Origin of the sequence: Aquimarina spinulae (assembly GCF_943373825.1) — a bacterium.
Lineage (GTDB): Bacteria > Bacteroidota > Bacteroidia > Flavobacteriales > Flavobacteriaceae > Aquimarina > Aquimarina spinulae.
Window position 1 is genome coordinate 2,281,024 of record NZ_CALSBP010000002.1, and the last position, 22,935, is coordinate 2,303,958.

At 33.9% G+C, this 22,935-nt stretch carries 15 protein-coding genes; 7 read left to right on the top strand and 8 right to left on the bottom strand.

The window, feature by feature from the left end:
* Positions 1-75 precede the first annotated feature (75 nt).
* Positions 76-3,444 (bottom strand): tetratricopeptide repeat protein, encoded by a 3,369-nt coding sequence (locus NNH57_RS15715; protein ID WP_108809179.1) that lies wholly within the window; start codon positions 3,442-3,444, stop codon positions 76-78.
* 1,395 nt (positions 3,445-4,839) lie between these two features.
* On the opposite strand from NNH57_RS15715, the gene NNH57_RS15720 reads away from it, so the two are divergent.
* Entirely contained in the window at positions 4,840-5,133 is a 294-nt protein-coding gene (locus NNH57_RS15720; RefSeq protein WP_074406907.1) for a GIY-YIG nuclease family protein, read from the top strand.
* 159 nt (positions 5,134-5,292) lie between these two features.
* On the opposite strand, the gene NNH57_RS15725 is transcribed toward NNH57_RS15720, so the two are convergent.
* Positions 5,293-5,799 (bottom strand): hypothetical protein, encoded by a 507-nt coding sequence (locus tag NNH57_RS15725; RefSeq protein WP_132065878.1) that lies wholly within the window; start codon positions 5,797-5,799, stop codon positions 5,293-5,295.
* A 302-nt stretch (positions 5,800-6,101) separates the two neighbouring features.
* On the opposite strand from NNH57_RS15725, the gene NNH57_RS15730 reads away from it, so the two are divergent.
* Entirely contained in the window at positions 6,102-6,500 is a 399-nt protein-coding gene (locus NNH57_RS15730; RefSeq protein ID WP_025664539.1) for a hypothetical protein, read from the top strand.
* Between the two features lie 63 nt (positions 6,501-6,563).
* On the opposite strand, the gene NNH57_RS15735 is transcribed toward NNH57_RS15730, so the two are convergent.
* A complete protein-coding gene (locus NNH57_RS15735) occupies positions 6,564-7,523 on the bottom strand; it encodes an OmpA/MotB family protein (RefSeq protein ID WP_108809182.1) in 960 nt (319 codons plus the stop codon).
* Positions 7,524-7,669: 146 nt separating this feature from the next.
* Positions 7,670-8,434, bottom strand: coding sequence for an exodeoxyribonuclease III (locus NNH57_RS15740; RefSeq protein WP_074406903.1), 765 nt, complete (start codon positions 8,432-8,434; stop codon positions 7,670-7,672).
* A gap of 310 nt (positions 8,435-8,744) precedes the next feature.
* Here NNH57_RS15740 and NNH57_RS15745 point away from each other — a divergent pair, with 310 nt between their 5' ends.
* Positions 8,745-9,113: a hypothetical protein gene (locus tag NNH57_RS15745; protein WP_074406902.1), complete on the top strand. Its 369-nt coding sequence runs from the start codon at positions 8,745-8,747 to the stop codon at positions 9,111-9,113.
* A gap of 226 nt (positions 9,114-9,339) precedes the next feature.
* On the opposite strand, the gene NNH57_RS15750 is transcribed toward NNH57_RS15745, so the two are convergent.
* The 3 genes from NNH57_RS15750 to NNH57_RS15760 form a co-directional block, all read right to left on the bottom strand.
* Positions 9,340-12,327: a GEVED domain-containing protein gene (locus NNH57_RS15750; protein WP_108809183.1), complete on the bottom strand. Its 2,988-nt coding sequence runs from the start codon at positions 12,325-12,327 to the stop codon at positions 9,340-9,342.
* Positions 12,328-12,559: 232 nt separating this feature from the next.
* Positions 12,560-14,095 (bottom strand): glycine--tRNA ligase, encoded by a 1,536-nt coding sequence (locus tag NNH57_RS15755; protein WP_074406900.1) that lies wholly within the window; start codon positions 14,093-14,095, stop codon positions 12,560-12,562.
* A gap of 175 nt (positions 14,096-14,270) precedes the next feature.
* Complete coding sequence (locus tag NNH57_RS15760) at positions 14,271-15,152, bottom strand: hypothetical protein (RefSeq protein WP_074406899.1); 882 nt, start codon at positions 15,150-15,152, stop codon at positions 14,271-14,273.
* Positions 15,153-15,225: 73 nt separating this feature from the next.
* Between NNH57_RS15760 and NNH57_RS15765 the strand changes: the two genes are divergently transcribed.
* Both NNH57_RS15765 and NNH57_RS15770 read left to right on the top strand, forming a co-directional pair.
* Entirely contained in the window at positions 15,226-15,906 is a 681-nt protein-coding gene (locus tag NNH57_RS15765; RefSeq protein WP_074406898.1) for a ComF family protein, read from the top strand.
* A gap of 179 nt (positions 15,907-16,085) precedes the next feature.
* The gene (locus NNH57_RS15770; RefSeq protein WP_074406897.1) at positions 16,086-17,699 is read left to right on the top strand and encodes an Ig-like domain-containing domain; all 1,614 of its coding nucleotides are present in this window, start codon (positions 16,086-16,088) and stop codon (positions 17,697-17,699) included.
* On the opposite strand, the gene NNH57_RS15775 is transcribed toward NNH57_RS15770, so the two are convergent.
* A complete protein-coding gene (locus NNH57_RS15775) occupies positions 17,691-18,473 on the bottom strand; it encodes a nitrilase family protein (RefSeq protein WP_074406896.1) in 783 nt (260 codons plus the stop codon). The genes NNH57_RS15770 and NNH57_RS15775 overlap by 9 nt on opposite strands.
* A 227-nt stretch (positions 18,474-18,700) precedes the next feature.
* Here NNH57_RS15775 and NNH57_RS15780 point away from each other — a divergent pair, with 227 nt between their 5' ends.
* Both NNH57_RS15780 and ileS read left to right on the top strand, forming a co-directional pair.
* Entirely contained in the window at positions 18,701-19,255 is a 555-nt protein-coding gene (locus tag NNH57_RS15780) for a hypothetical protein (RefSeq protein WP_108809184.1), read from the top strand.
* A gap of 273 nt (positions 19,256-19,528) precedes the next feature.
* The gene (ileS, locus tag NNH57_RS15785; protein WP_074406894.1) at positions 19,529-22,933 is read left to right on the top strand and encodes an isoleucine--tRNA ligase; all 3,405 of its coding nucleotides are present in this window, start codon (positions 19,529-19,531) and stop codon (positions 22,931-22,933) included.
* The last annotated feature ends 2 nt before the right edge of the window (positions 22,934-22,935 follow it).

The window sequence follows — 22,935 nt, forward strand, 5'->3', positions numbered from 1 at the left end:
AATCATGAATCCCAGTCCCGTTCTTCAACGGCATGATAAAGTACTGGGATGACAATTCAAATGATTAAATAAACATCAAGTATTGTTTGTTCTCCTCCTATACAAAAACACCACTAAGAGTATAGCTGCTACAGCTCCCAATCCTAAAATCCAATACAGTTGGGTATTGTTATTAAACTGCATTGCAGTAGTATCTCCTACCAGGTAAAACCCTCCCCAATAAAAAGGATCGGTACGATTGATATTAGCAGTACTTAGGTATTGTAGTTTAGCTTGCTGTAAGGCTTTACCTTTATGCATTCCTGCCTTAAGATTGGTGTAGAAATATTTCATTAACTCTGGTGTAGTTTGATCCGATACCTCCCAGCTGGTGAGTAACAAACTTTTGGTTCCCGCATACCGAAAAGCAGTACCCAAACTCATAATTCCTTCTCCTTTGACAATCTTACCACTACCCGTATTACAGGCACTAAGTACAGTAAGTTCTGCAGGGATATCCAGAGCAAACAGCTCATGGCTATAGAGCAGATTATCCTCTATGGTGTCTTTACTCCTGGTAAAATAGAGTTTAGAGTTCTCTGGGCGTTCGTTATCTACCTCTCCATGTAGTGCAAGGTGTAGGATGTTGTATTGACCTGCATTGCTCTTAAAATTAGCTTCTATTGCCTGTGATCCAAAATAGTATTGCCCATCGATAATATCAGAAATGGCTTTGATTTCTTTACGGGTTCCCGGTAGATCACCACCAGTATCTCTTAGTGTAGCCATGCTCATTGTACGCGTCTCTGTAGTTTGAGTACTATCAGAAAAAGAAAACGCCAGACATTCTTGTAATGGTTTAGTTTCTGGATCACTTTTAAAAGTAGTAAACAACAGATTTGCAGAATTGGCATAACTAACTGCATATTTCTTAAGCAAATACGATAAGAGAGTTGGATTATTAGAATCGTCTTTCTGGGTGAGTAATAACTCAAAATTAAGATGCCATAGCGGTCCATCGGGGATTATGATCAATTGATCCCCGACTAATTTATCTTTAACCGGTGGTATAAGTGTATTATACAAAGCATATGCTTGTTGTTTATATGCTCCTGTGTTTTTGGCAATAATACTTTTACGAAATGCCTCAATTTGCTCGGTAAGTTTTGGAGTCGATAGTTCTTGTACACTAATATCATGTTTAGAAATCGTAAAAGCATAGGTAATACTATCTGCAGTAAAGTATTCTAATAAAGTAGTTTCTTGATCTAACTTTTTTTGAATATCGACAATTGAAATTACTTTGTCATTATACTTTAAATGGTAATATTTAGGGTAATTCTTTTCTAATACCTCATTTAATGAATCTTGCTTCCTGTTTATACTAAATAATTTATTTTTGAATTCTATTAATTTACTTGATTCAGATTTTTCTTTTTGGATTTTTGATTGATAATAGGATCTGTCAATTTTTAATTTTTTTTCGAATTTTATTATCTTTTCAGGTAATCCTGAAAACCTTTTAGAATCATTATTAATCAATTCTATTAAAGTGTTTGCTTTACTTTTTTCAGAAAAATAAAGAACATCTTGTAAATCTAAAATATCATTATTGTACAGCAACATTGATCCTTCTATCCCAATCTTATTAATATCTTTAGCCTTTTTAGAAAAAAATACTTTGTCCTTGTAATTCGTATTATGAAACCTTGCAAAACGTATCAAAGAATCTGAAATTTTACATTGTTTCTGGCTTTTCAAAAGGTTATTCGTATTCAAGTTTTTTCTGTATGCCAATAAATATGCTTTAGCTTGCCCTTCATAAGAACTCAATAAAACATTATGATTCAAAAAATTAGAAAACTTTACTTCTGTTGAAGAATTAGACCTTAGGTTTGATTCAACTGCTTTTTTGAAGTTAGAAATAGCCAAAATATAGTTATTATTAGCCAAATTAGCATTTCCTATTAGGTTGTAAATATGAGATACTCTAGGGTTATTTTCTCCATATTCACTAATTCTTATTTCTAAGGCATCTTGAAGGTATTTTAAGGCAAGATCTATATTCTTACCTCTAGTATATAATTGACCTATTTCTTTATAACTATTGGCAAGAGATACATGACTTCCTTTATATCTTTTGTTTTTAATCTTTAGGGATTTCATGAAAAATTGAAGCGCTTTATCCTTTTCATCTTTAAGCATATATACTGTTCCTAAGTTATTATAACCATCTGCAATAGCGATATGACTTTCTCCATAAATTTTTTCTTTTAAATCAATTGATTTTTTTAAATACTCTATTGCTTTTATATAATTGTCCATTTCTTTATAAATAAGCCCCAATTTGTTATAAATAAAAGCAAACTCTCTATCGTCTTGATTGTTTTTTTCTAATAGACGAATGATTCTCTGGTTGAAGTCAAGAGCCATATTCAAACGCCCTGTAAGATGATATATACTGGCAAGATTATAATAAACAAGATAAAGCTCTAAGTGATCCTCTCCTAACTCCTTTCGGATCATTTTTGAAGTCTTCACTAATATTTCTGACGCCAGGTCATAAAGCCCTTGTTCTTTGTATGAATTGGCCAGGTTAACATTAACTTTTCTTAGTTTTAAATGACCTTCACCAAAAAAAGATTTTTCAATAGCTAATACTTTATTTTGATACTTGATTGCAGTATCAATTTCTCCCTTAATATAATGATATACTCCCAAGTTACCAATAGAAAGACTTGTTTGTAAATTGTTTTCGCCAAAATATTCTTTTCTGATGTTAAGACTTTTTTCAAAATTATCACGTGCTTGTTCGAAATTCCATTTTCGGAGATGATAATGCCCCTTTATATCATAGATATCTGCTATTTTATAATGACTAGACCCATGATGTTTAGTAATTAAAGCAAGTGCCTTTTCAACATTTTTTCTTACGTCTTCATACTTACCTTTATAAATATTTATCCTGGCCAAATTAATATAGAAATTGTATAAATCTGAAGGGTATTGAAAAGCTAGTTTTTCTCGAATGTTTAATGCTTTTTTATAATATTCTTCGGCTTTTTTATTATTGGATTTTATGTAATAATAATAATCTCCTAAATTATCCAGAACTTTTGATTTTTGCTGATCTAATTTATGAGTATAACATAAAGACAATGCCTGTCGCATAGAAGACATTGCCTTTTCATCTTCAATTAAAAAGATGTAGTTTGATGACAATCCGTTATAACAAGCTACAACACGTTCCTGGGCTTTGGCTTTTTCATAAATAGACAAAGCTTTTTTAAAATAAACGATAGAACTATCTGAATACCTATGTACCAATAACGAATCTGCTTTTTTATAATATTGAAAAGCTGGTAAAGTATCATTTGTGACTTGTGCATGAGTAGCCTGTAACGATAGCATACACAAAATAATAGAGAAAAAGGAGGTTAGAAAAATCGATGATAATTTTTTCATAAGAGAGCTTTAATCGATAAACGTAATTATAGTTTTATATTTTATCACATACATAGTTCTATCTCTTTAAAGAGAAGTGTACTGTTCTAAAAAATAGATCACCTAATAAAAGTATGCTCCTCTTTTAGATGATCTTTGGGTAGGATTGATAACAAAGATATAGGTTTATATCTTTTTAGTATTCATTTTTTGTTCTTGCCTATGAACAGATTTGATGTAGCGTTTACTTTATAATGAACTCATCTTAACTTTTTCTAGAAAATAGAAAAAGTTAAGATTTAAAATTTCTTGTCACACTGAGCCCTTCGATAAACCTGTCCTGAGTTTATCGAAGGGCTCAGGACAAGCTTGTCGAAGGGCTTTCAAGTCTGCGTTTTCAAATGTCTTGGACAAGCTACTATTGACGTATTTAATAATGATTTATTTTTCATAAACTTATATACTCATAAATTTCATCTAATTTCCTTTGATTCGGCTTTCTGTTCATTTTAGTTCACAAGGTTTTTATTTGATAATATTGAGTTCGTGAATCTACGATTTCTTTGCTCGCCCGGCAGCAAACAGAAACAAAAGAAAAGGCACTTTTTCAAGGTATTTTTCAGTTGTACTGAAAACCAGTTTTGTGTTGCTAAAATCTTTCCAAGGCTTCAAGATTTTCTAACGCAAAACAAATCTTATACTGGTGAAAAAGATTTTCAAAGCCCTGCTTTGGAACGTCAGCTTAAACACTGGATAAAATATATTGGATGTCTCTAGCTGACAATTATAAACTTAACTAAACGATATTGCAGACTCAGGATGAAAGATATATGTACATCATCAACCATAGAAACAATTTAAAAACGAAAAACTATGAAAGAGTAAATCCTATCATTGTAAACCAATACCAGGACAAATTAAAAGTTGTAGACTTAGGGCGATACCCCTTTACAACACCCTTCGAAGCGTTACTGAAGTCCTTCGAAGACTGCCTTTATGGCCTCGAACCACAAAAATTATCACTTTTACCCCTCCTGCCAAGCCCTTTATGCCATACGATATCAGCTCGAAGCCTGAATGTATCACTTCGAAGGGTCATCACCATCCCTCGAAGCATTAAAATATCAGCTCGAACCATCATTTGATAGGGTACCCCCCATGTCGACAAGGGGGCACCCCCATATCGTGAAGGGTTGTATCGTCTTAAAAAAGCATCAAGAAACTATCCCATAAAAAACACCTGAACTTACATTGGTTCTCGATACATTTTGCTTCACTATGTTTCACAAAACACTCGAACAGACAATATTGCTTCAATTATCACAATGCACCCTACTGTCTCTTCGAGTGGTTTATTTGTAGTGTAACGGAAAATAAATTGTATCGAGAAGCGTTTTAATTTGTAATCTTACCAAGGTGAAAATTTATTACGTATATATATTAAAATGCTCGGATAAAACTTATTATACAGGAGTGACTTCTAATCTTGAAAAAAGATTATTTCAGCATCATTCAGGATGCTATAAGAATTCTTATACCTCATCAAGAAGACCAGTACATTTAGTCTTTTACTGTGAGTTTACCAATATTAATATCGCTATTGAAAAGGAAAAACAAATTAAAAAATGGTCTAAATTAAAAAAAGAAGCATTAATAAATAATGAGTATGATAGGCTTCCTAATTTAAGCAAGAAGCATTTCAATAAGTGATCAGTTCTCGATACATTTTGCTTCACTATGTTTCACAAAACACTCGAACAGACAATAGTACTTCAATTATCACAATGTACACTACTGTCCCATCGAGTAATTTTATCAGTAGTGATAGCGGTTGATAAAATTGTATCGAGAAACAGTTCGTGCTATACCTTATTCGCTTTTTTTAGCGATACCGCATTTTCTTCGGATAGTTCTTTCGGCGAGGGCTGCGACATTTCTGGCCCGATCCTCAGAGCCTCCGTCTTTAATAACCTCATTATATATGGTTTGGTTTTCTATAAGACCACGTAGGATACAGGTAAATCCTGGGCTGTCTTTACCTCTGTAAGGATTCTTTTTTTTGGGTTTTGCGATCAACTCCCCGAACAAGCGATCTTTTAATACGTTATCTTTTTGGACTTCTACTACCAACGTATATAGGACATTTTGATCTTCTGGATCCATATCATTCACCTTATCCATGGCATTAGAATATTCATCATTGGTGAAATTAAAATATGCATAGATGTCAAAGTAGTTGTTTTCTCCTTTTTCATCTTCCTGCACTTCTTCTTCACTTTGTATTTCTTCTTCATTCTGGTACCCTTCTTCGCTTTCCTGGCTTACTCCTTTGATCACGGATACTAGTAATATTATAAAAATGGGGAGCCTCTTCATTTGTTCTATAGTTTTAAATTAATTTAGGTATAATAAACGTTTGGCAACGCCCTTTTGTTACCTGCTTTCCTTATTTTTATACTTTTATATAAAAACAGTATGCTTTTTCATTATATGCATAAATAAGGATTTTATTTTTGTTTACTAAATACGTGGCATGCTTTTTGGTTTTTATCAAATAAATTACCTATTTTGAGGCAATTTTTAAGGTTATTTTAACAATAAAATAAATTTTATCGCGTTCTGATAACCGGTGTAATTAACCTATAAACTATAATACATTATTTTAACACCCAAACATTATGAAAAAATTATTTCTACTTCTATTTGTGCTAGGCGCAGGATTATCAACTCAAGCTCAAGTAACTTGGGAAGAAATGAGCAAAATTTATGATGAGGAATTATATCCTCTCGCAAAAGATGTTTCTGAAATGACAGATAAAGTAATTGCTAATGGCAATGTTGTTTCTATTGTGAAAGATACTGGTACGACTTCTGTTCAGAAGATACAAGATAAGTCTGTACCTGTTAAGTATTTTGACTACTACCTTCTTACTGCTAATGGCAGAAAAATAGGTCCATTAGAAGCTATGCAAGCTCACAAAGTGGTACATAAATTCTTAGACGTACTAAAACGAGTTAAAGAAAATGCATCCCAAGATAATACAAAAGAAATTGAAAACATACTTAATAGTTTATAAGTAAAATAAACTCAAAAAGAGCGACACAATGTGTCGCTCTTTTTGTTTCTAATTACTTCTTACTTAAATATCATTCAATAGCTTAGTGATTTCATCCAATTTTGGAGTTAGGATCACTTCGATTCGCCTGTTTTTACTTTTTCCTGTACTAGTATCATTAGAGGCTACGGGAGCAAACTCTCCTCTACCTGCTGCAGTGATATTTTGTGGGTCAATTTTCTGGTTTTGTAATAAAATATTTACAATCGCAGTAGCTCTCTTGGTAGACAAATCCCAGTTGCCCGATAGCTGTCCGTTACCTGTGTACGGTACATTATCGGTATGCCCTTCTATCAAAACAGCGATATCGGTATTATCACCCAATACCCTACCTAATTGTTTTACTGCTTTTTGCCCTTGCGCTCCTACTGCCCAACTACCAGATTCAAACAGTAGTTTGTTTTCCATAGAAATATAGACTTTACCATTACGCTCTTCTACAGTAAGGCCTTTGCCTTCAAAATTTCGCAGTGCTTTGGATATTGCACTTTTAAGTGCCTGCATTTTGGCATCTTTGGCTGCAATTAACCCTTCTAATTCATCTACTCGTTTAGAACGAGAAGCGAGGTCTCTCTGTAATGCATCCAAACGATTACGTTCTTCGGCCAGCGCTCTTTCTTTTTCTTCCAGTTGCTTTAGCAGTTCTCTGTTTTTCCTGCTATTGGCTGCAATCGCTGCCGAACTGTTTTTCTCTAATGCGTCATACGAGTCTTTTAGGTTTTCATAATTAGCCTGTGCCGCATTATATTTTCCTTGCAAATCATCTCTCTCGGCTTTAACCTTTTGATATTCGGCATCTAATTGCTCTAATGCCTTTCTAGTGGCATCACTTGTTTTTTCTAAAGCTGCTAATTCGTCTTTGGTTTTACGGTTTTCTCGCTTTAGACGAGCATACTTGCTTTCTAATTCTTTGTGTACTTTAGAAGAAACACAAGAAGTCATAAGAGTACCGACAAGTATAACAGATACGATTCTTTTTATCATTTTATGTTGTTTATGGGGTTGTTTTAACTATAAAAATAAAGGAGCTTAAAAGTCGCCTAGTTATGATTTGCTTCGACAAGCTCAGCATGACATACGTCATATTAATATTCTCCATTATCTAAAAAGCATTTTTTTTTAATTAAAATCTACACATCTAATTCGACTACAATAGGGCAGTGGTCGCTATGTTTAGCTTCTGATAGAATAACGGCTCTTTTTAAATTATCTTGTAAAGGTTGAGATACCATACCATAATCCAAACGCCATCCTTTATTATTTGCCCTGGCATTAGCTCTGTAGCTCCACCATGAATATTGATGTGGCTCTGTATTAAAATGTCTAAAAGAATCTATAAAACCACTATCGATAAAATTACCGATCCACTCACGTTCTACCGGTAAAAATCCTGATACTTTTTTATTGCGTACCGGATCATGAATATCAATTGCTTTATGACAGATGTTATAATCTCCTAGTATCACCAGGTTGGGATGTTCTTTTTTAAGTTCATTAATATAGGTCTGAAAATCTGCCATATATTTCAGCTTATGCTCCAAACGATCCATATTGGTGCCACTGGGTAGGTATAAACTCATTACCGATACTCCATTAAAATCAGCTCTTAGATTACGGCCTTCAAAATCCATATAATCAATCCCAGTACCATACTCTACATGATCAGGTTTTGTTTTTGATAGAATAGCAACACCACTATATCCTTTTTTCTGAGCACTGTACCAGTAATTATGTGGATATCCGGCTTCTGAAAACAGATCGAGATCTAACTGTTCTTTATTTGCTTTTATTTCCTGAAGACAGATCACGTCGGGGTCAGTTTGTTGTAACCATTCTAAAAACCCCTTGTTTATTGCTGCTCTAATTCCGTTTACGTTATAGGAGACGATTTTCATACTCAAAATACTATTTGGTTTACATAATTCAAACAATGTCGTTTAGTTAAGGATAAGATTTAAAATTTCTTGTCACACTGAGCCTGTCGAAGTGCTTTCAAATCTGTTTTTTCAAATGTCTTCGACAGGCTCAGACTGACAACTAAAAGCTTAACTAAACGACATTGATAATTCAAATCTACCAATTATTAAAGAAAATAAAGCGTCATATCGATACATTTTAATCATCAATTATGAATTTAAATTGGCATATAAATCCCATCATATTCTAATAAATTTTTATGATCTTTATAGTAAACAACCACAAATCATGAAAAACATGCTTAAAACCGCCTGCTTACTTCTACTATTTAGTGCATATAATTGTGTTCCCGCCAAAGGTGTAAATTCTGAAAGTGCTACAACCACAAAAAATGATATTCAAATCTCGACATCAAAAGAAATGATAGAAAAAGGATTTAGTAAAGGTACTATAGTAAGTAGTAAATCTGAGGGGTGTCCTTATATTCTAAATGTTGAAGAATATAAAGATAACCTGGATCCTATTAATCTTGGTGATTTTTATAAAGCCGAGGTTCCCAAACAGGTTTGGGTAAAATTTTCTAGCCTTAGAATGGCAAGTAGATGTAATAATGCTCGTCCGGTTTCTATTACAGAAATCAATACGCGTAAAGAATAAGCATATTATTTTAACCGGTTGTGCATTTTAGACTTTTTAATTCGAAATTCGTCAATTCGAGTGCTTCGATACTTCGGCGTAGCTCAGTACAGGCCGAAGAAGTGTATCGAGAATAGAGTTTTGAATCAAAAAAGCTATTCTCGATATATTTTGTCTCCATTCCATTACTACAAAACACTCGAATTGACGCTTTTTTGTACTATTAGTTTCTCAAATGCACAATGTATTATTGTACAACAAACCTCGTAGCGTCTGCTTTTCTTTTGTTACCAAATCGTGCAAAATAGACTCCTGATCTCGCATAGGACATATCCAGATCGTATACAAATCTACCATTAGCATCTTTTCTCACTATATTAGAAACGATAACTTGTCCTAGAATGTTAAAAATATAAAGTCTCGTTTCGGTTTCTGGGCCAGAGTCTGATTTGGTAATCAAAAATTGGTTGTCAGGTTCTGTAATTACAATCAATCCTGTATTTAACTCTTCATTTTCTCCTATCTCTACGGTATAATCATGAGTTGTTCCAAAATCCATCGAACCACAGGGATTATTAAGAGGAGCTCCGCTATTGGTATTAACATCTCCTGCACGAATTCTAAGCAAATGACTTCCTAACAAAGCATCAGCGGCAATTGAAACCGTAAAGTCCTGATCGGTATCAGCAGCTTCGATAATTTGATTATCAACCAAAAGTTCTGATTCTTCAAAAACGATATTGTCATTAAAATCAATCCACATAGATACTCGCTCTGATCCATTATTATCTGCAAATCCAGTTTGTACGGTTAATGTATAGTTTCCTATAGATCGATTTAAATTGATAGTAAAGTCATTTGTAAAATCTTCATATCCTGTATCACAGGTAATTTGAGTATTCGTAACATTTGCCAATTCGAAAGACTTAATTCCATCTCCAAATCGCGCACAATTTGCTGTAGGTTTACAAAACGCTCTTTCTATTGTTCTGGTAATAGTATCATTAGTTGTATTTTGATCTGCTGCTAAAGCCGTTCCTAATAGAAATTCGAAAGTCCCCGTTCCTGTAATATCTACCAGAGTAGTAAATGTATAACTTGTTTCTGTTTGTGGTTGCAGGGTACCTGTAAAAACTTCTTCTACTCTGGTTCCATTATTTAAAGTATAAAAAACCGGAATATTAGTTTGCGCAGCAGAACCAAAATTATATAGTGTAATAACAACGGCTTCTGAAGAAGCTGTAATACCACTATCGAGAGCAGGAGATGTTAATTCTGCCACTCCTACATCAACAGAAAATAAATTATTGAGCGTTACCTCACTACAATCATTTTCGGGATTGATATCTCCCGCTGCATTAGTTTCTGCTGTTATAGTATACACTCTTTCTGTACTAAGATCTGCATTGGTAGCAAATGAAAAAGAAGCTGTTCTTAATGGTGCTATAGGACCTGCTAACAGCTCACTAACCGGGGGTCCTCCATTAATAGAGTATGTAACCTGTATATTACTTTGAGCTGTAGTCCCAAAATTCTTAACGGTTACGGTAATGTTTTCAGAATTGGTAAAAGTGGCATCATTTCCTGGCGTGTCTATACTTACTACTCCTACATCGGTTGTAACTGCACCAGCCACTTTAAAAACTCCTACAACATTTCTTGAGTTGTCTCCTGTATTTTCAAAGTATTCTGCAATGTGCCAAAACGTTTGATCATCGACAGGGTCTACAGTAAGCTGTGCATAATCTCCGTATCGTTGTGGATCTCCTTCGCGTTGTATATCGGTTCCGATCTTGATATCTTGCTCTGCTACGGTCATCGTTCCTAATGGATCACCTGCAAGTCTACCGGTATATCGAATTGAAGCAAAACTATCTGCACTCGCCCCGGTACTTGTTGTACCCATTGTTGTGTACCCCATACCAATATTACCATAAATATCCATAGCCATACTCCCACACCAGGCACTTTTACCATCGGGAGAAGTATAGGTTCCTTCTTGAAATACGGTCCAGGGTTGACCATCTCCACTTTGTCGTAATTCGTACCAACGTATTCCTGCTACATCATCTGCATCTGCATCTATATCTACGACATGATTAAGTACTACAGAGTTATAATTACAAAATCGCCTGTAATTACTGGCAAACATAACTGCCCCTTGCAATGCATCAATATTTCGATCGCTACCAGGTTGTGGTAAGTTACCAAAAGACCCGCCATCAAAAGTAGAGTCAAATGGTGTTACCGTAAGTTCTTCTGCTTCTGTAATTGTAGATTGACTGGGAGAAACCCAGTCTACATTAACTTTCCATAATTTTAAAATATCCTGATCAACACCTTCCCACTCATCATCCTGAAAATAAATAATTCTAGCATCACCATCAGGAGGTAATGTTTTTCCTAAAGCATTAAATGATGCCGGACTGTAAAACCCTCCTATTCTAGCTCCAGGAAGTGGAAATCCCACCATTTTTACATTTTCTTGTTCTGCTCCTTGTAGCATTTTTTCTCTTTCGATTACAAATACGATCTCGCTGGTTTGTACCGAATTTTGATCTTTATTAGCTGTTACATAGTATCCATCAGACCAAATTGAAAATTTTGTGTAATCAGGAAACCCTTCTGTATTAAATCGATAGGTATACCATCCGTCATTTACAGGATCTGGTCCTTGGCCTACAGCTACCAAAAATCCATCTGGAGTATTAGAAAACTGAGTGATTACAAATCGATCTGCAAAACTATCATAAAATACAATTGGATCTCCAAGAGTTTCTCCTGGGAATATATTGGCTAATGATGACGAAGCCACTAACTCATTACCACTTCTATCGTGTATTGCAAAAGCAAAGTTTTTGGCACTTACATAATGATTAGGACCAACAGCTCCTGTAGGATCTGAAGGAGCTCTATTGCTAGAATTTGTCTCGAATGTAAGAGAAGGAGCTTTACCTGCTCTCATCATCTGATTGCTCTTTTGTTTTGCAAGTAAAGGATCCATTCCTTTTGGAAAACCTTTTCCCGGAACAATCTTATTTGCATCTGTTCTTCTAGGATTAATCTTACCTTCTCTTGGTTCACCCGGCAATAGTTTTTTCCCTGCCAATGGCCCTATTGCCCTCATATAAGTAGCAGTAGTTACCATACTGGCATTCATGGTTTCTTTCTTTTGTGAAAATCCAATGGTAACAAAAAACAGAAAAGAAACTACTACAATTTTCTTTAATAGCATAAGCAACAATTTATATTAAGACCTGGCTCTTTACTTAGAGACTAAAATACAACTAAACTTCAAAATAAGACAGTTGTAAGGCACTTTATCCTAAGTATTGATAAAAAAACGGTTAATTTTAAAAAAAATTATCAATAATCATCAATGATTATATTGTATTTCTGTTTTTATCAAAATAAAAAAACTGCCTCGTAATGAGGCAGCTTTACCAGGGAAAAAACCTATCCCAAAATTATTTTAACCAATACTCGGCATCTGTTTTTTCAGAAATGATAGTCTTAAGCTCTGTAATCGCCACTCGTTTCTGTTCCATAGTATCCCGATCTCGTATGGTAACCATGTTATCTTTTTTAGTATCGTGATCTATTGTAATACAAAATGGAGTACCATTGGCATCTTGTCTTCTATATCGACGTCCAATAGCATCTTTTTCGTCATAAATAACATTAAATTTCCATTTTAGATCATCAACAATCTGTTCTGCAATCTCTGGCAGGCCATCTTTTTTAACCAAAGGAAGTATTGCTGCTTTTACAGGCGCAACAACTGCTGGTAGTTTTAACACCACTCTACTACTACCATCTTCTAATTCTTCATCTTGTAATGCGGTAGAGAATACTGCAAGAAACATTCTATCTAATCCAACTGACGTTTCGACAACATAAGGAACATAGCTTTCTTTTAACTCGGGATCAAAAAACTGTAATTTCTTACCTGAGTGTTCTTCATGGGCTTTAAGGTCAAAATCTGTTCTGGAGTGAATTCCTTCTAATTCTTTAAATCCAAATGGGAAATTAAACTCAATATCAGCTGCAGCATTTGCATAGTGTGCTAGTTTATCATGATCGTGAAAACGATAATTCTCTTTACCCAATCCTAGTGATAAATGCCAATGTAATCGGGTTTCTTTCCAGTATTCATACCATTTCATTTCCTCACCGGGGCGTACAAAGAATTGCATTTCCATTTGTTCAAACTCCCGCATTCTAAAAATAAATTGGCGCGCTACGATCTCATTTCTAAATGCTTTTCCGGTTTGAGCAATTCCAAACGGTATTTTCATTCGTCCCGTTTTCTGAACATTCAGGAAATTCACAAAAATACCCTGAGCAGTCTCTGGCCTTAAGAATAAATCGGTAGCAGATTCTGCAGATGCTCCTAATTTAGTACCAAACATTAGATTAAATTGTCGCACCTCTGTCCAATTTTTGGAACCAGTATCCGGATCAGCAATTTCTAATTCTTCTATCAGTGCTTTTACATCTGCAAGATCTTCGTTATCCAAAGATTTTGCCATACGCTGTAAAACCTCTTCTTTTTTAGAAAGGTATTTTACCACTCTTGGATTAGTAGTTACAAATTGGGCTTCATCAAAATCATCTCCAAAGCGTTTTTTGGCTTTAGTGATTTCTTTTTGAGCTTTTTGATAAAGCTTCTCTGCATAATCCTCGATAAGTACGTCGGCTCTATATCTCTTTTTAGAATCTTTATTATCAATAAGTGGATCACTAAAGGCATCTACGTGACCCGAAGCTTTCCAGGTTGTAGGATGCATAAATATTGCAGCATCAAGACCAACAATATTCTGGTGCATATTCACCATACTTTTCCACCAATATTCTCTTATATTTTTTTTAAGCTCTACTCCATTTTGACCATAGTCATATACTGCACTTAATCCATCATAAATTTCACTAGAACCAAAAATATACCCATACTCCTTAGCATGGGCAATAACCTTTTTAAATTTATCTTCTTGCTTTGCCATTGCGCAAAAATAACTGAATTTAAATGAATTGAAAACGAATCTGATTTTGTTTTTTATAAAATCTTCATCTGTTGCTAATGCAGGGATTACTTATCGAAAGTAATTTCTGACAAAAGCATAAAAAAACCGTCATATTTTAAGCAATATGACGGTTATTAATTATATATCTAAAAAATTATTTTAGTTCAAACTGAGTGTTTGAGATCATTTTTGGTCCAGAGAATACATTTACAATATAGTTTCCTTTAACTAATTCTCCTTCTGCTGTATCTACTAATACACAAACATCTAGTGCTTCATTTTCGTAGAATACTTTATTAGTCCCACTATAAGTAAGTGTTGCACTATCAAAGTTTACAGCTATTTTATCTCCTATCAAAACATTACTAGGATTAACCACCTGTACATAAAGATTTTTATCTCCTTTTTCGGTTAATTTATTTGGTGCAAGTGTAAAACAAACTCTTACTTTTTCGGCTCTTTTTGCCCTAGTAGTAGTTGATATTTTACCACTGCCACGTACACGTACTCCTTCTGCTTTGATATTTGCCGCAGTAAGTGCCGAACCTCTTTCTACAATATCAGCAAGTTTGCTGTTTTGAGTCTGTAAAGAGTCTGATAAGATTATTCTTTTATTTAATGCAACAGAAGTACTATCTAAATCTGTAGTTAATTGTGTATTTGCAACCGTTAAACTATCTGCAAGCTTAAACAATCTTTCACGTTCCTTCTTAAGTTTACCTACTTCTCTTCTGTAACGAGAGATCAAAGCCAGGTTAGCATCATTATCTTTTACGCTATCCAATAGAACTACGATACGTTCTTTTGCCTTAAGTAAATGATCATCCATTACTTCATTAAGGGCAATAGCATTGTCATACTTTGTTATCAATTCTCCTAATTCACTTTCAATAAGATCCTTTTCTTGTTGCAAAATTGCTTTATTTTGCTTCTCTTCGTTGTAAAACTTATACGTAAATATCCCTAGAATAAGTAACAGTGCTCCTAGAACACCGATAAGGATCTTAAGGGTTAAGTTATTGTTTTGAGTTGTCATAATTAAGATTTATAATTTTTGATGGTTATTTTAATAGCTAAATATAATAATTAATGTTAATCTCCCTAATAAAATGCTAAGAGACTTAGCGTATTTATTCTACCCTATATATTGTGCTGCCTGTGACAGTCCTTTATATGCGAATGAAAGGTTACTGTGTACTTCTTGTAGACACGAGCTTCCTTTGGGCAATTTTCATAACGTAAACGCAAAAAAAATTGAAAAAGTATTTTATGGCCGTGTCAAAATTGAAAATGCTACTGCTTTATTTGTATTTCATAAAGATAGCTTAGTACAAAATTTAATTCATAATCTAAAATATCGCGGAAGAGAAGAAATAGGAAAAGAACTGGGCAAATGGCTTGGTCAGGAACTAATTCAAACACCTGAATACCAGTTTATTGATTCTGTAATACCAGTTCCTTTACACAAAAGAAGATTACGGGAAAGAGGATATAATCAAGTAGGAAAATTCGGAGTCGAAATTGCCAAAAAACTAAATGCCGAATATATTGATTCTGTTTTGAAAAAAATTTCCTACAATAAAAAACAATCCAAACGCGGAAGAATTAGCAGATGGATAAACACTGTTGAAACATTCGGAGTTCAAAATGAGTCCTTACTTGTAAATAAGCATATTTTGTTGGTTGATGATATTGTTACGACAGGGGCTACCATAGAATCTTGTGTAAATGCATTAAAATCTATTCCTGGTATCAAAATAAGTGTCGCCACAATTGCTATAACAGAATAATTAGAATAAGGTTTGATATACAATAAATTTACATTTGAAACCTTGTTATATAAACGCAATTGATCCAACACACTTCTATTTATAAGTCAATTTTGAATTAGCTGTTAAATAGACTTTTATTAAGTTTTTTGTTTTTTAAATATAGTTGTTTCTTTGTGTCCTAAAATTATTGCGGAGATATGAGCAAAAGAATACATATGATATTGCTTACCTTGGTATCACTTGTCATCGTGATTGGTTGTGCCAAAAAAGGTTCTATAACTGGTGGCCCCAAAGATGAGACTCCCCCGGTTTTTATAAAAGCTATGCCTCCCAATTTCTCTACAAATTTCGACAAAAAAGAGATCAGAATCTATTTTGATGAATATGTAAAATTAAAAGATCCTCAAAAACAAATTATCGTTTCTCCTCCTATGGATCCTAAACCAACCATTACTCCTTTGGGAGGGGCTAGTAAGTACATAAAAATTAAATTTCTCGATACCTTATTAGAAAACACAACCTACAGTATTAATTTTGGTGAAAGTGTAGTAGACAATAACGAAGAAAACCCTAATCCTTTTTTTAGGTATGTTTTTTCTACAGGAGATTCCCTTGATTCATTAAGTATAAAAGGTATCGTTGGCGACGCTATTCAAAAAAAGGCAGATTCTTATATTACCGTAGCGTTGTATGAAATTGATGAAAACTACTCTGATTCACTAGTATATAAAACCGTTCCCAGATATATCACTAATACTTTAGATAGTTTAGCTTTTAGCTTACAGAATCTGAAAGAAGGAAAATTTAAGCTCATTGCGTTAAAAGATATTTCTAACAACTATACCTATGAGCCTAAACAGGATAAAATAGGGTTTTATGAAGAGATAATATCACTTCCTGAAGATACTGCCAAAGTTTTTAACCTTAACATATTTAAAGAAGTTTTGGATTTTAAGGCACTAAATCCTAAACAAGTCTCAAAAAACAAGCTTATTTTTCCATATGAAGGTGAAGTAGATAGCATGAAAATCAAGCTGCTAAGTGAAGCACCAGATACATTTGAAACTCGAATCTTTCCTGATAAAGACAAAGACACATTACATTATTGGTTTAGACCATTTTTTGAAGCCGATTCATTAATATTTGAAGTAACTAATGTCAAAAAATATCGAGATACTATACTTACCCGGTTTAAAGATCAATATAAAGATTCTCTCGTAGTATCCTCTGATATTGGAGCTACACTTCCACTTAATAAAGATTTTGTTTTTACCGCAAACACTGCTCTGGATAGTATTAATGAACAATTAATCTCTCTAACCGATAAGGATACACTCGAAATTCCTTTTTCTATCAAATTAGATATTGCAAAAAATGAAGCACAACTAGCTTTTGAAAAAGCTGAGAGTAATGCCTACACTTTACAGTTTTTACCAAACGCTATTAAAGATTTTACCGGCAACGTTAATGACACTATAAGAATCAATTTCAGAACAAAGAAATTAACAGATTATGGAACTATTTTCTTAACACTTCAGAAAGTAGAAGCTTATCCGATTTTGGTTCAAGTCACTAACGAACAAGAAGAAGTGATTTCAGAAAAAGTTGTGCAACGTCAGGAAACTTTGGTTTTTGATTATCTCGACCCGTCCAAATATTACATCAGAATCGTTTTTGACAGTAATAATAATGGTAAATGGGACAGTGGTAATTTTTTAAAAGGAATACAACCCGAAGAAATCCGTTACTTTGCCGAACCCATTGATGTTAGAGCAAATTGGGAAATAAAGCAAACCTTTACATTAGATTAATTTAAAATCATCTTTATCGTCGAGAAAAGGTAATTTATTTCTTGTTTTTTTGACATGAGAAATATCTAAGGTTGTATACAAAATAGCCTCTCTCTCGATAGGGTTTTCTTCTAAAACCGAATTCCCTAAAACATCATATACTCCAGAATGACCATTGTATTCATATCCTTTACCATCTAGGCCTACGCGATTTACCCCGATACAATAACACATATTTTCGATAGCTCTGGCTTTTAGCAATGCATCCCACGCATCAATACGAGGTTTTGGCCAACTGGCTACATACAATAACACATCATATCCCGAAGTATTTCTCGCCCATACCGGAAACCTGAGATCATAACAAATTAGTGGTTTAATTTTCCAACCCTTATATTCTATAATTACATCTTTTTGCCCTGCAGTAAAAACGTCTTGTTCTTTGGCTAGTGTAAATAACTGGTGTTTATCATATACCTCACAGGCCCCATCCGGAAGCATAAAAACCAATCGATTATAATAGTTTCCTTTTTCTTCAATAATAATACTGCCTACAATTGCACAATCTGCCGATTTGGCCATCTTTTCTAACCATTGCAACGTATCTTCACCCATTTTTTCTGCTACTTCTATTACATTCATTGTAAAGCCTGTAGTAAACATTTCGGGTAAGATAATTAGATCTACTTTCTGGGATATCGAATTAATTTTTTGAGTAAAAGCTGCACGATTTTGTACTGGGTTCTCCCATGCCAGATGAGATTGGATTAATGCGACATGTAAGTTTGTATTCATAACACGAAAATAGTAAAAATCTTCATTTTTAATACTTATGTAATATACCGTTTACATAAATTTAGTGTTGTAAAATCTACTTCTATCAATAAACACCTTAAAAACCATCACTTTTTTTAAGGGATTCACCACAAAGCTGTTTTCTTAACATGTATAGTATTTATTATCCCGTTATGTTTGAGATTACATAGAAAACCTGGATTAATAAAAACTTAAAAACAATACTTATGAAAAAAAACACTCTAGTAATCATCAGTTTTATTTTCTCTCTAATTTTAGCTTCTTGTGGAGGAAAAAATAATACTACATCAAATGATAGTGAAGAAACAATAGCTGAAACTTCAGCTGTAGCTTCTTATGACCTATCAGAAAAAGGAATCCCTGCAATTATTGAAGGACCAATAGAAGCTACTATAGGAGAAGGAATGGGTGCTGGAGAAATTGATGGTATAAAAACAATAAGTTTAGGTATAACAAAGGATAAATTTAAGCTAGAGATAAATATGGATAGTGCGCCTTCTGAAAGAACATTAGACGAACTTGTTGCTTTTCATAAGGAATTAAGTCAAGAAGAAGAGGGGTTTGAATTGATAAAAGAAGATTCAAATGGTTTTATTTACAAAACAACCGAGGATGGAGAAACTAATCACAATTTTAATTATGTTAAAATGAATGAAAAAGGAGATGCTTTAGAAATGACAACTGGATTTAGTTTGGTCAACTATACTTTAGAAGAGGTAGAAAAAATGTATGAAGCAGCTAAAAAAGCTACTTGGAAATAGTTTTGTTACCAACAAAATCACCTGGTTGTGAAGCTTTACAGGGATAATAAATTTATATAAGATCGTCTAATAATTACTTTTTAGACGATCTTATTTTTTTATATCCAAATACAACACTTATATCTACTTCTTTTCACCAACTAATTATTTTAATCCAGGCTAAAATCAAAAAGCAAAATAATATAACAACAAACTTTATGGTATTCTAGATAATCTCTATTCTTTTTTCCAGAAAATCCTTATTTTCGCACACTTAATAGAAAGAACGATCAAATGAGCACGAAGTTTCCTGAATATAAAGGACTTGACTTACCTAAAGTAGCTGACGAAATACTGGATTTCTGGCAACAGAATACCATATTTGAAAAAAGTATTAGTGAACGAGATGGAGCAAAACCGTTTATCTTTTTTGAAGGCCCTCCTTCTGCAAATGGGTTACCGGGAATTCATCATGTAATGGCTCGTGCAATTAAAGATATTTTTTGTCGATATAAAACACAAAAAGGATATCAGGTACAACGTAAAGCCGGGTGGGATACACACGGACTTCCGATAGAACTTGGTGTAGAAAAAGAATTAGGAATTACCAAAGAAGATATTGGTAAAAAAATCACTGTAGAAGAGTATAACGAAGCTTGTAAAAAAGCCGTAATGCGTTATACCGATATCTGGAATGATCTTACTCAAAAAATAGGATATTGGGTAGATATGAGCGATCCATATATTACCTATAAGTCCAAGTATATGGAAAGTGTATGGTGGTTGCTTTCTGAGATCTATAAAAAAGGATTATTATACAAAGGATATACGATACAGCCATACTCTCCCAAAGCAGGTACAGGACTAAGTTCACACGAACTGAATCAACCAGGTACCTATCAAGATGTTACCGACACCACAGTTGTAGCTCAATTTAAAGCTAAAAATGAAACATTACCCTCATTTTTGCAGGAGATAGAAGAAGCTATTTACTTTTTGGCCTGGACGACAACTCCATGGACTCTTCCTTCGAATACAGCATTAACAGTAGGTCCTAAAATTGATTATGTAGTTGTAAAAACATTTAATCAATATACTTTTGAACCGATTCATGTTGTTCTTGCAAAAAATTTGGTAGGAAAGCAATTTGCTGGCAAATTTGTGCAGGCAGAAACCAAAGAAGAGCTTACAACTTTTAAAAAAGGAGACAAAAAGATTCCTTATTTCATCTTAAAAGAATGTAAAGGAGCAGATCTGGTCGATATTCGTTATGAGCAACTTATAGATTATGTACAACCTTATCATAATCCAGAGAATGCTTTTAGAATTATTGCCGGTGATTTTGTAACTACCGAAGACGGAACCGGAATAGTACATACTTCACCAACTTTTGGTGCAGATGATGCCTTTGTTGCTAAACAGGCAAAGCCAGAAGTACCAGCATTATTAGTAATGGATGAAAATGATAATCTTGTACCTACTGTAGATTTACAAGGACGATTTATCCCACAAATGGGTGATTTGGGTGGTAAATATGTCAAAAATGAGTATTACGATGATGGTGAAGCTCCAGAGAAATCTGTAGATGTAGAAATAGCCATTAAACTAAAAATAGAAAATAAAGCTTTTAAAGTCGAAAAATATGTACACAGTTATCCAAATTGCTGGCGTACCGATAAACCTGTCTTATATTATCCTTTAGACTCCTGGTTTATCAAAGTAACCGATTTTAAAGATCGCATGCATGAGCTTAATTTGGGTATTAACTGGAAACCTAAAGCAACTGGTGAAGGCCGTTTTGGTAACTGGTTGGCTAATGCTAATGACTGGAATTTATCTCGATCTCGATTCTGGGGAGTTCCATTACCGATCTGGAGAACAGAAGATGGTAAAGAAGAACTTATTATTGGCTCTGTCGAAGAATTAAAAGCTGAAATGACTAAGGCTGTTGATGCAGGAGTGCTCGATAAAGATATATTCTCAGATTTTGTTGTTGGCGATATGAGCGAAGAGAATTATGACAAAATCGATCTTCATAAAAATGTAGTAGACAAAATTACCCTGGTATCTTCTTCGGGAAAACCAATGAAACGTGAGAGCGATCTTATTGATGTATGGTTTGACTCTGGATCAATGCCTTATGCACAATGGCATTATCCTTTTGAGAATAAAGAAAAGGTAGAAGCAGGAGGAAGAAAAGCCGATTTTATAGCCGAAGGAGTAGATCAAACTCGTGGATGGTTCTATACGCTACATGCTATAGGAACTATGATCTTTGATGATGTTGCCTATAAAAATGTAGTATCTAATGGTCTTGTATTAGATAAAAACGGCCAGAAAATGTCTAAAAGACTTGGTAATGCAGCTGATCCTTTCGAGACTTTAAAAACTTTTGGACCAGACGCTACCCGTTGGTATATGATTAGCAATGCTAATCCCTGGGATAACTTGAAATTTGATGCTGAAGGAATTGCAGAGGTTCGACGTAAGTTTTTTGGTACACTATATAATACGTATTCATTCTTTACTTTATATGCTAATATTGACAATTTCACGTATGCTGAGGCAGATATTCCATTAGCAGAACGTCCCGAGATTGATCGTTGGATTCTAAGTGAGCTACATACCTTGATCAAAAATGTAGACACCTATTATAATGATTATGAGCCTACCAAGGCAACCAGAGCAATCTCTGATTTTGTTCAGGAAAATTTAAGTAACTGGTTTGTACGCCTAAGTAGAAGAAGATACTGGAAAGGCGATTATCAAAAAGATAAAGTTTCTGCTTATCAAACATTATATACCTGTATGCTAACAATTGCTAAATTAGGAGCACCGGTAGCGCCATTTTTTATGGATCGATTATATAAAGATTTGGTAACGGGAACCAAAAAAGAAGCTTTTGAAAGTGTTCATTTGGCACATTTTCCTGAGTATAATCAGGATTTTGTAGATACATCTTTAGAACACAAGATGCAAAAAGCCCAGACCATATCTTCTTTGGCACTTTCTCTTCGTCAAAAAGAAAAAATCAAAGTTCGGCAGCCATTACAGCGAATTATGATTCCTGTGCTAAACGAAGCCGAAAAGAATGAAATCAATGACATTGCAGACCTTATAAAAAGTGAGGTTAATGTTAAAGAAATAGAGCTTATAGATGATGCATCAGGTATCCTGGTAAAGCAAATTAAGCCTAATTTTAAAACATTAGGCCCTCGCTTCGGAAAAGATATGAAGCTGATTGCCAACAAGATACAATCTTTCGATCAAGAAACTATTAAAATTCTTGAACAAACAGGGCATTTTGATGTAGAAATTAATGATAAAATTATTACATTAGGTACCGATGATGTAGAGATAAGCTCTCAGGATATTGAAGGTTGGTTAGTAGCAAATTCTGGAGCTTTGACTGTAGCATTGGATGTAACGATAAGTCCTGAGCTTAAAAAAGAAGGAATCGCCAGAGAACTTATAAATCGTATTCAAAACATTCGTAAAGATAGTGGCCTTGAGGTGACTGATAAGATAAAAATTGTTTTTCAGGAAAATGAAGCCATTCAAGAAGCTATCGCCACTAATGAGAATTATATTAAAAATGAAACCTTAACCGAGACAATTGAATTTGCATCAGATGTAATAAATGGTACAGAAATTGCGTTTGACGACATTGCAACCCAATTGATAATAAAAAAACATTAAGA

Excerpts from the sequence above, each read along its gene's own strand:
- NNH57_RS15770 (WP_074406897.1), top strand. The coding sequence starts at position 16,086 with ATGAGCAAAAGAATACATATGATATTGCTTACCTTGGTATCACTTGTC.
- NNH57_RS15775 (WP_074406896.1), bottom strand. The coding sequence starts at position 18,473 with ATGAATACAAACTTACATGTCGCATTAATCCAATCTCATCTGGCATGG.
- NNH57_RS15725 (WP_132065878.1), bottom strand. The coding sequence starts at position 5,799 with ATGAAGAGGCTCCCCATTTTTATAATATTACTAGTATCCGTGATCAAA.
- ileS (WP_074406894.1), top strand. The coding sequence starts at position 19,529 with ATGAGCACGAAGTTTCCTGAATATAAAGGACTTGACTTACCTAAAGTA.
- NNH57_RS15760 (WP_074406899.1), bottom strand. The coding sequence starts at position 15,152 with ATGACAACTCAAAACAATAACTTAACCCTTAAGATCCTTATCGGTGTT.
- NNH57_RS15735 (WP_108809182.1), bottom strand. The coding sequence starts at position 7,523 with ATGATAAAAAGAATCGTATCTGTTATACTTGTCGGTACTCTTATGACT.
- NNH57_RS15715 (WP_108809179.1), bottom strand. The coding sequence starts at position 3,444 with ATGAAAAAATTATCATCGATTTTTCTAACCTCCTTTTTCTCTATTATT.
- NNH57_RS15780 (WP_108809184.1), top strand. The coding sequence starts at position 18,701 with ATGAAAAAAAACACTCTAGTAATCATCAGTTTTATTTTCTCTCTAATT.
- NNH57_RS15755 (WP_074406900.1), bottom strand. The coding sequence starts at position 14,095 with ATGGCAAAGCAAGAAGATAAATTTAAAAAGGTTATTGCCCATGCTAAG.
- NNH57_RS15740 (WP_074406903.1), bottom strand. The coding sequence starts at position 8,434 with ATGAAAATCGTCTCCTATAACGTAAACGGAATTAGAGCAGCAATAAAC.
- NNH57_RS15765 (WP_074406898.1), top strand. The coding sequence starts at position 15,226 with ATGCTAAGAGACTTAGCGTATTTATTCTACCCTATATATTGTGCTGCC.
- NNH57_RS15750 (WP_108809183.1), bottom strand. The coding sequence starts at position 12,327 with ATGCTATTAAAGAAAATTGTAGTAGTTTCTTTTCTGTTTTTTGTTACC.
- NNH57_RS15730 (WP_025664539.1), top strand. The coding sequence starts at position 6,102 with ATGAAAAAATTATTTCTACTTCTATTTGTGCTAGGCGCAGGATTATCA.
- NNH57_RS15745 (WP_074406902.1), top strand. The coding sequence starts at position 8,745 with ATGAAAAACATGCTTAAAACCGCCTGCTTACTTCTACTATTTAGTGCA.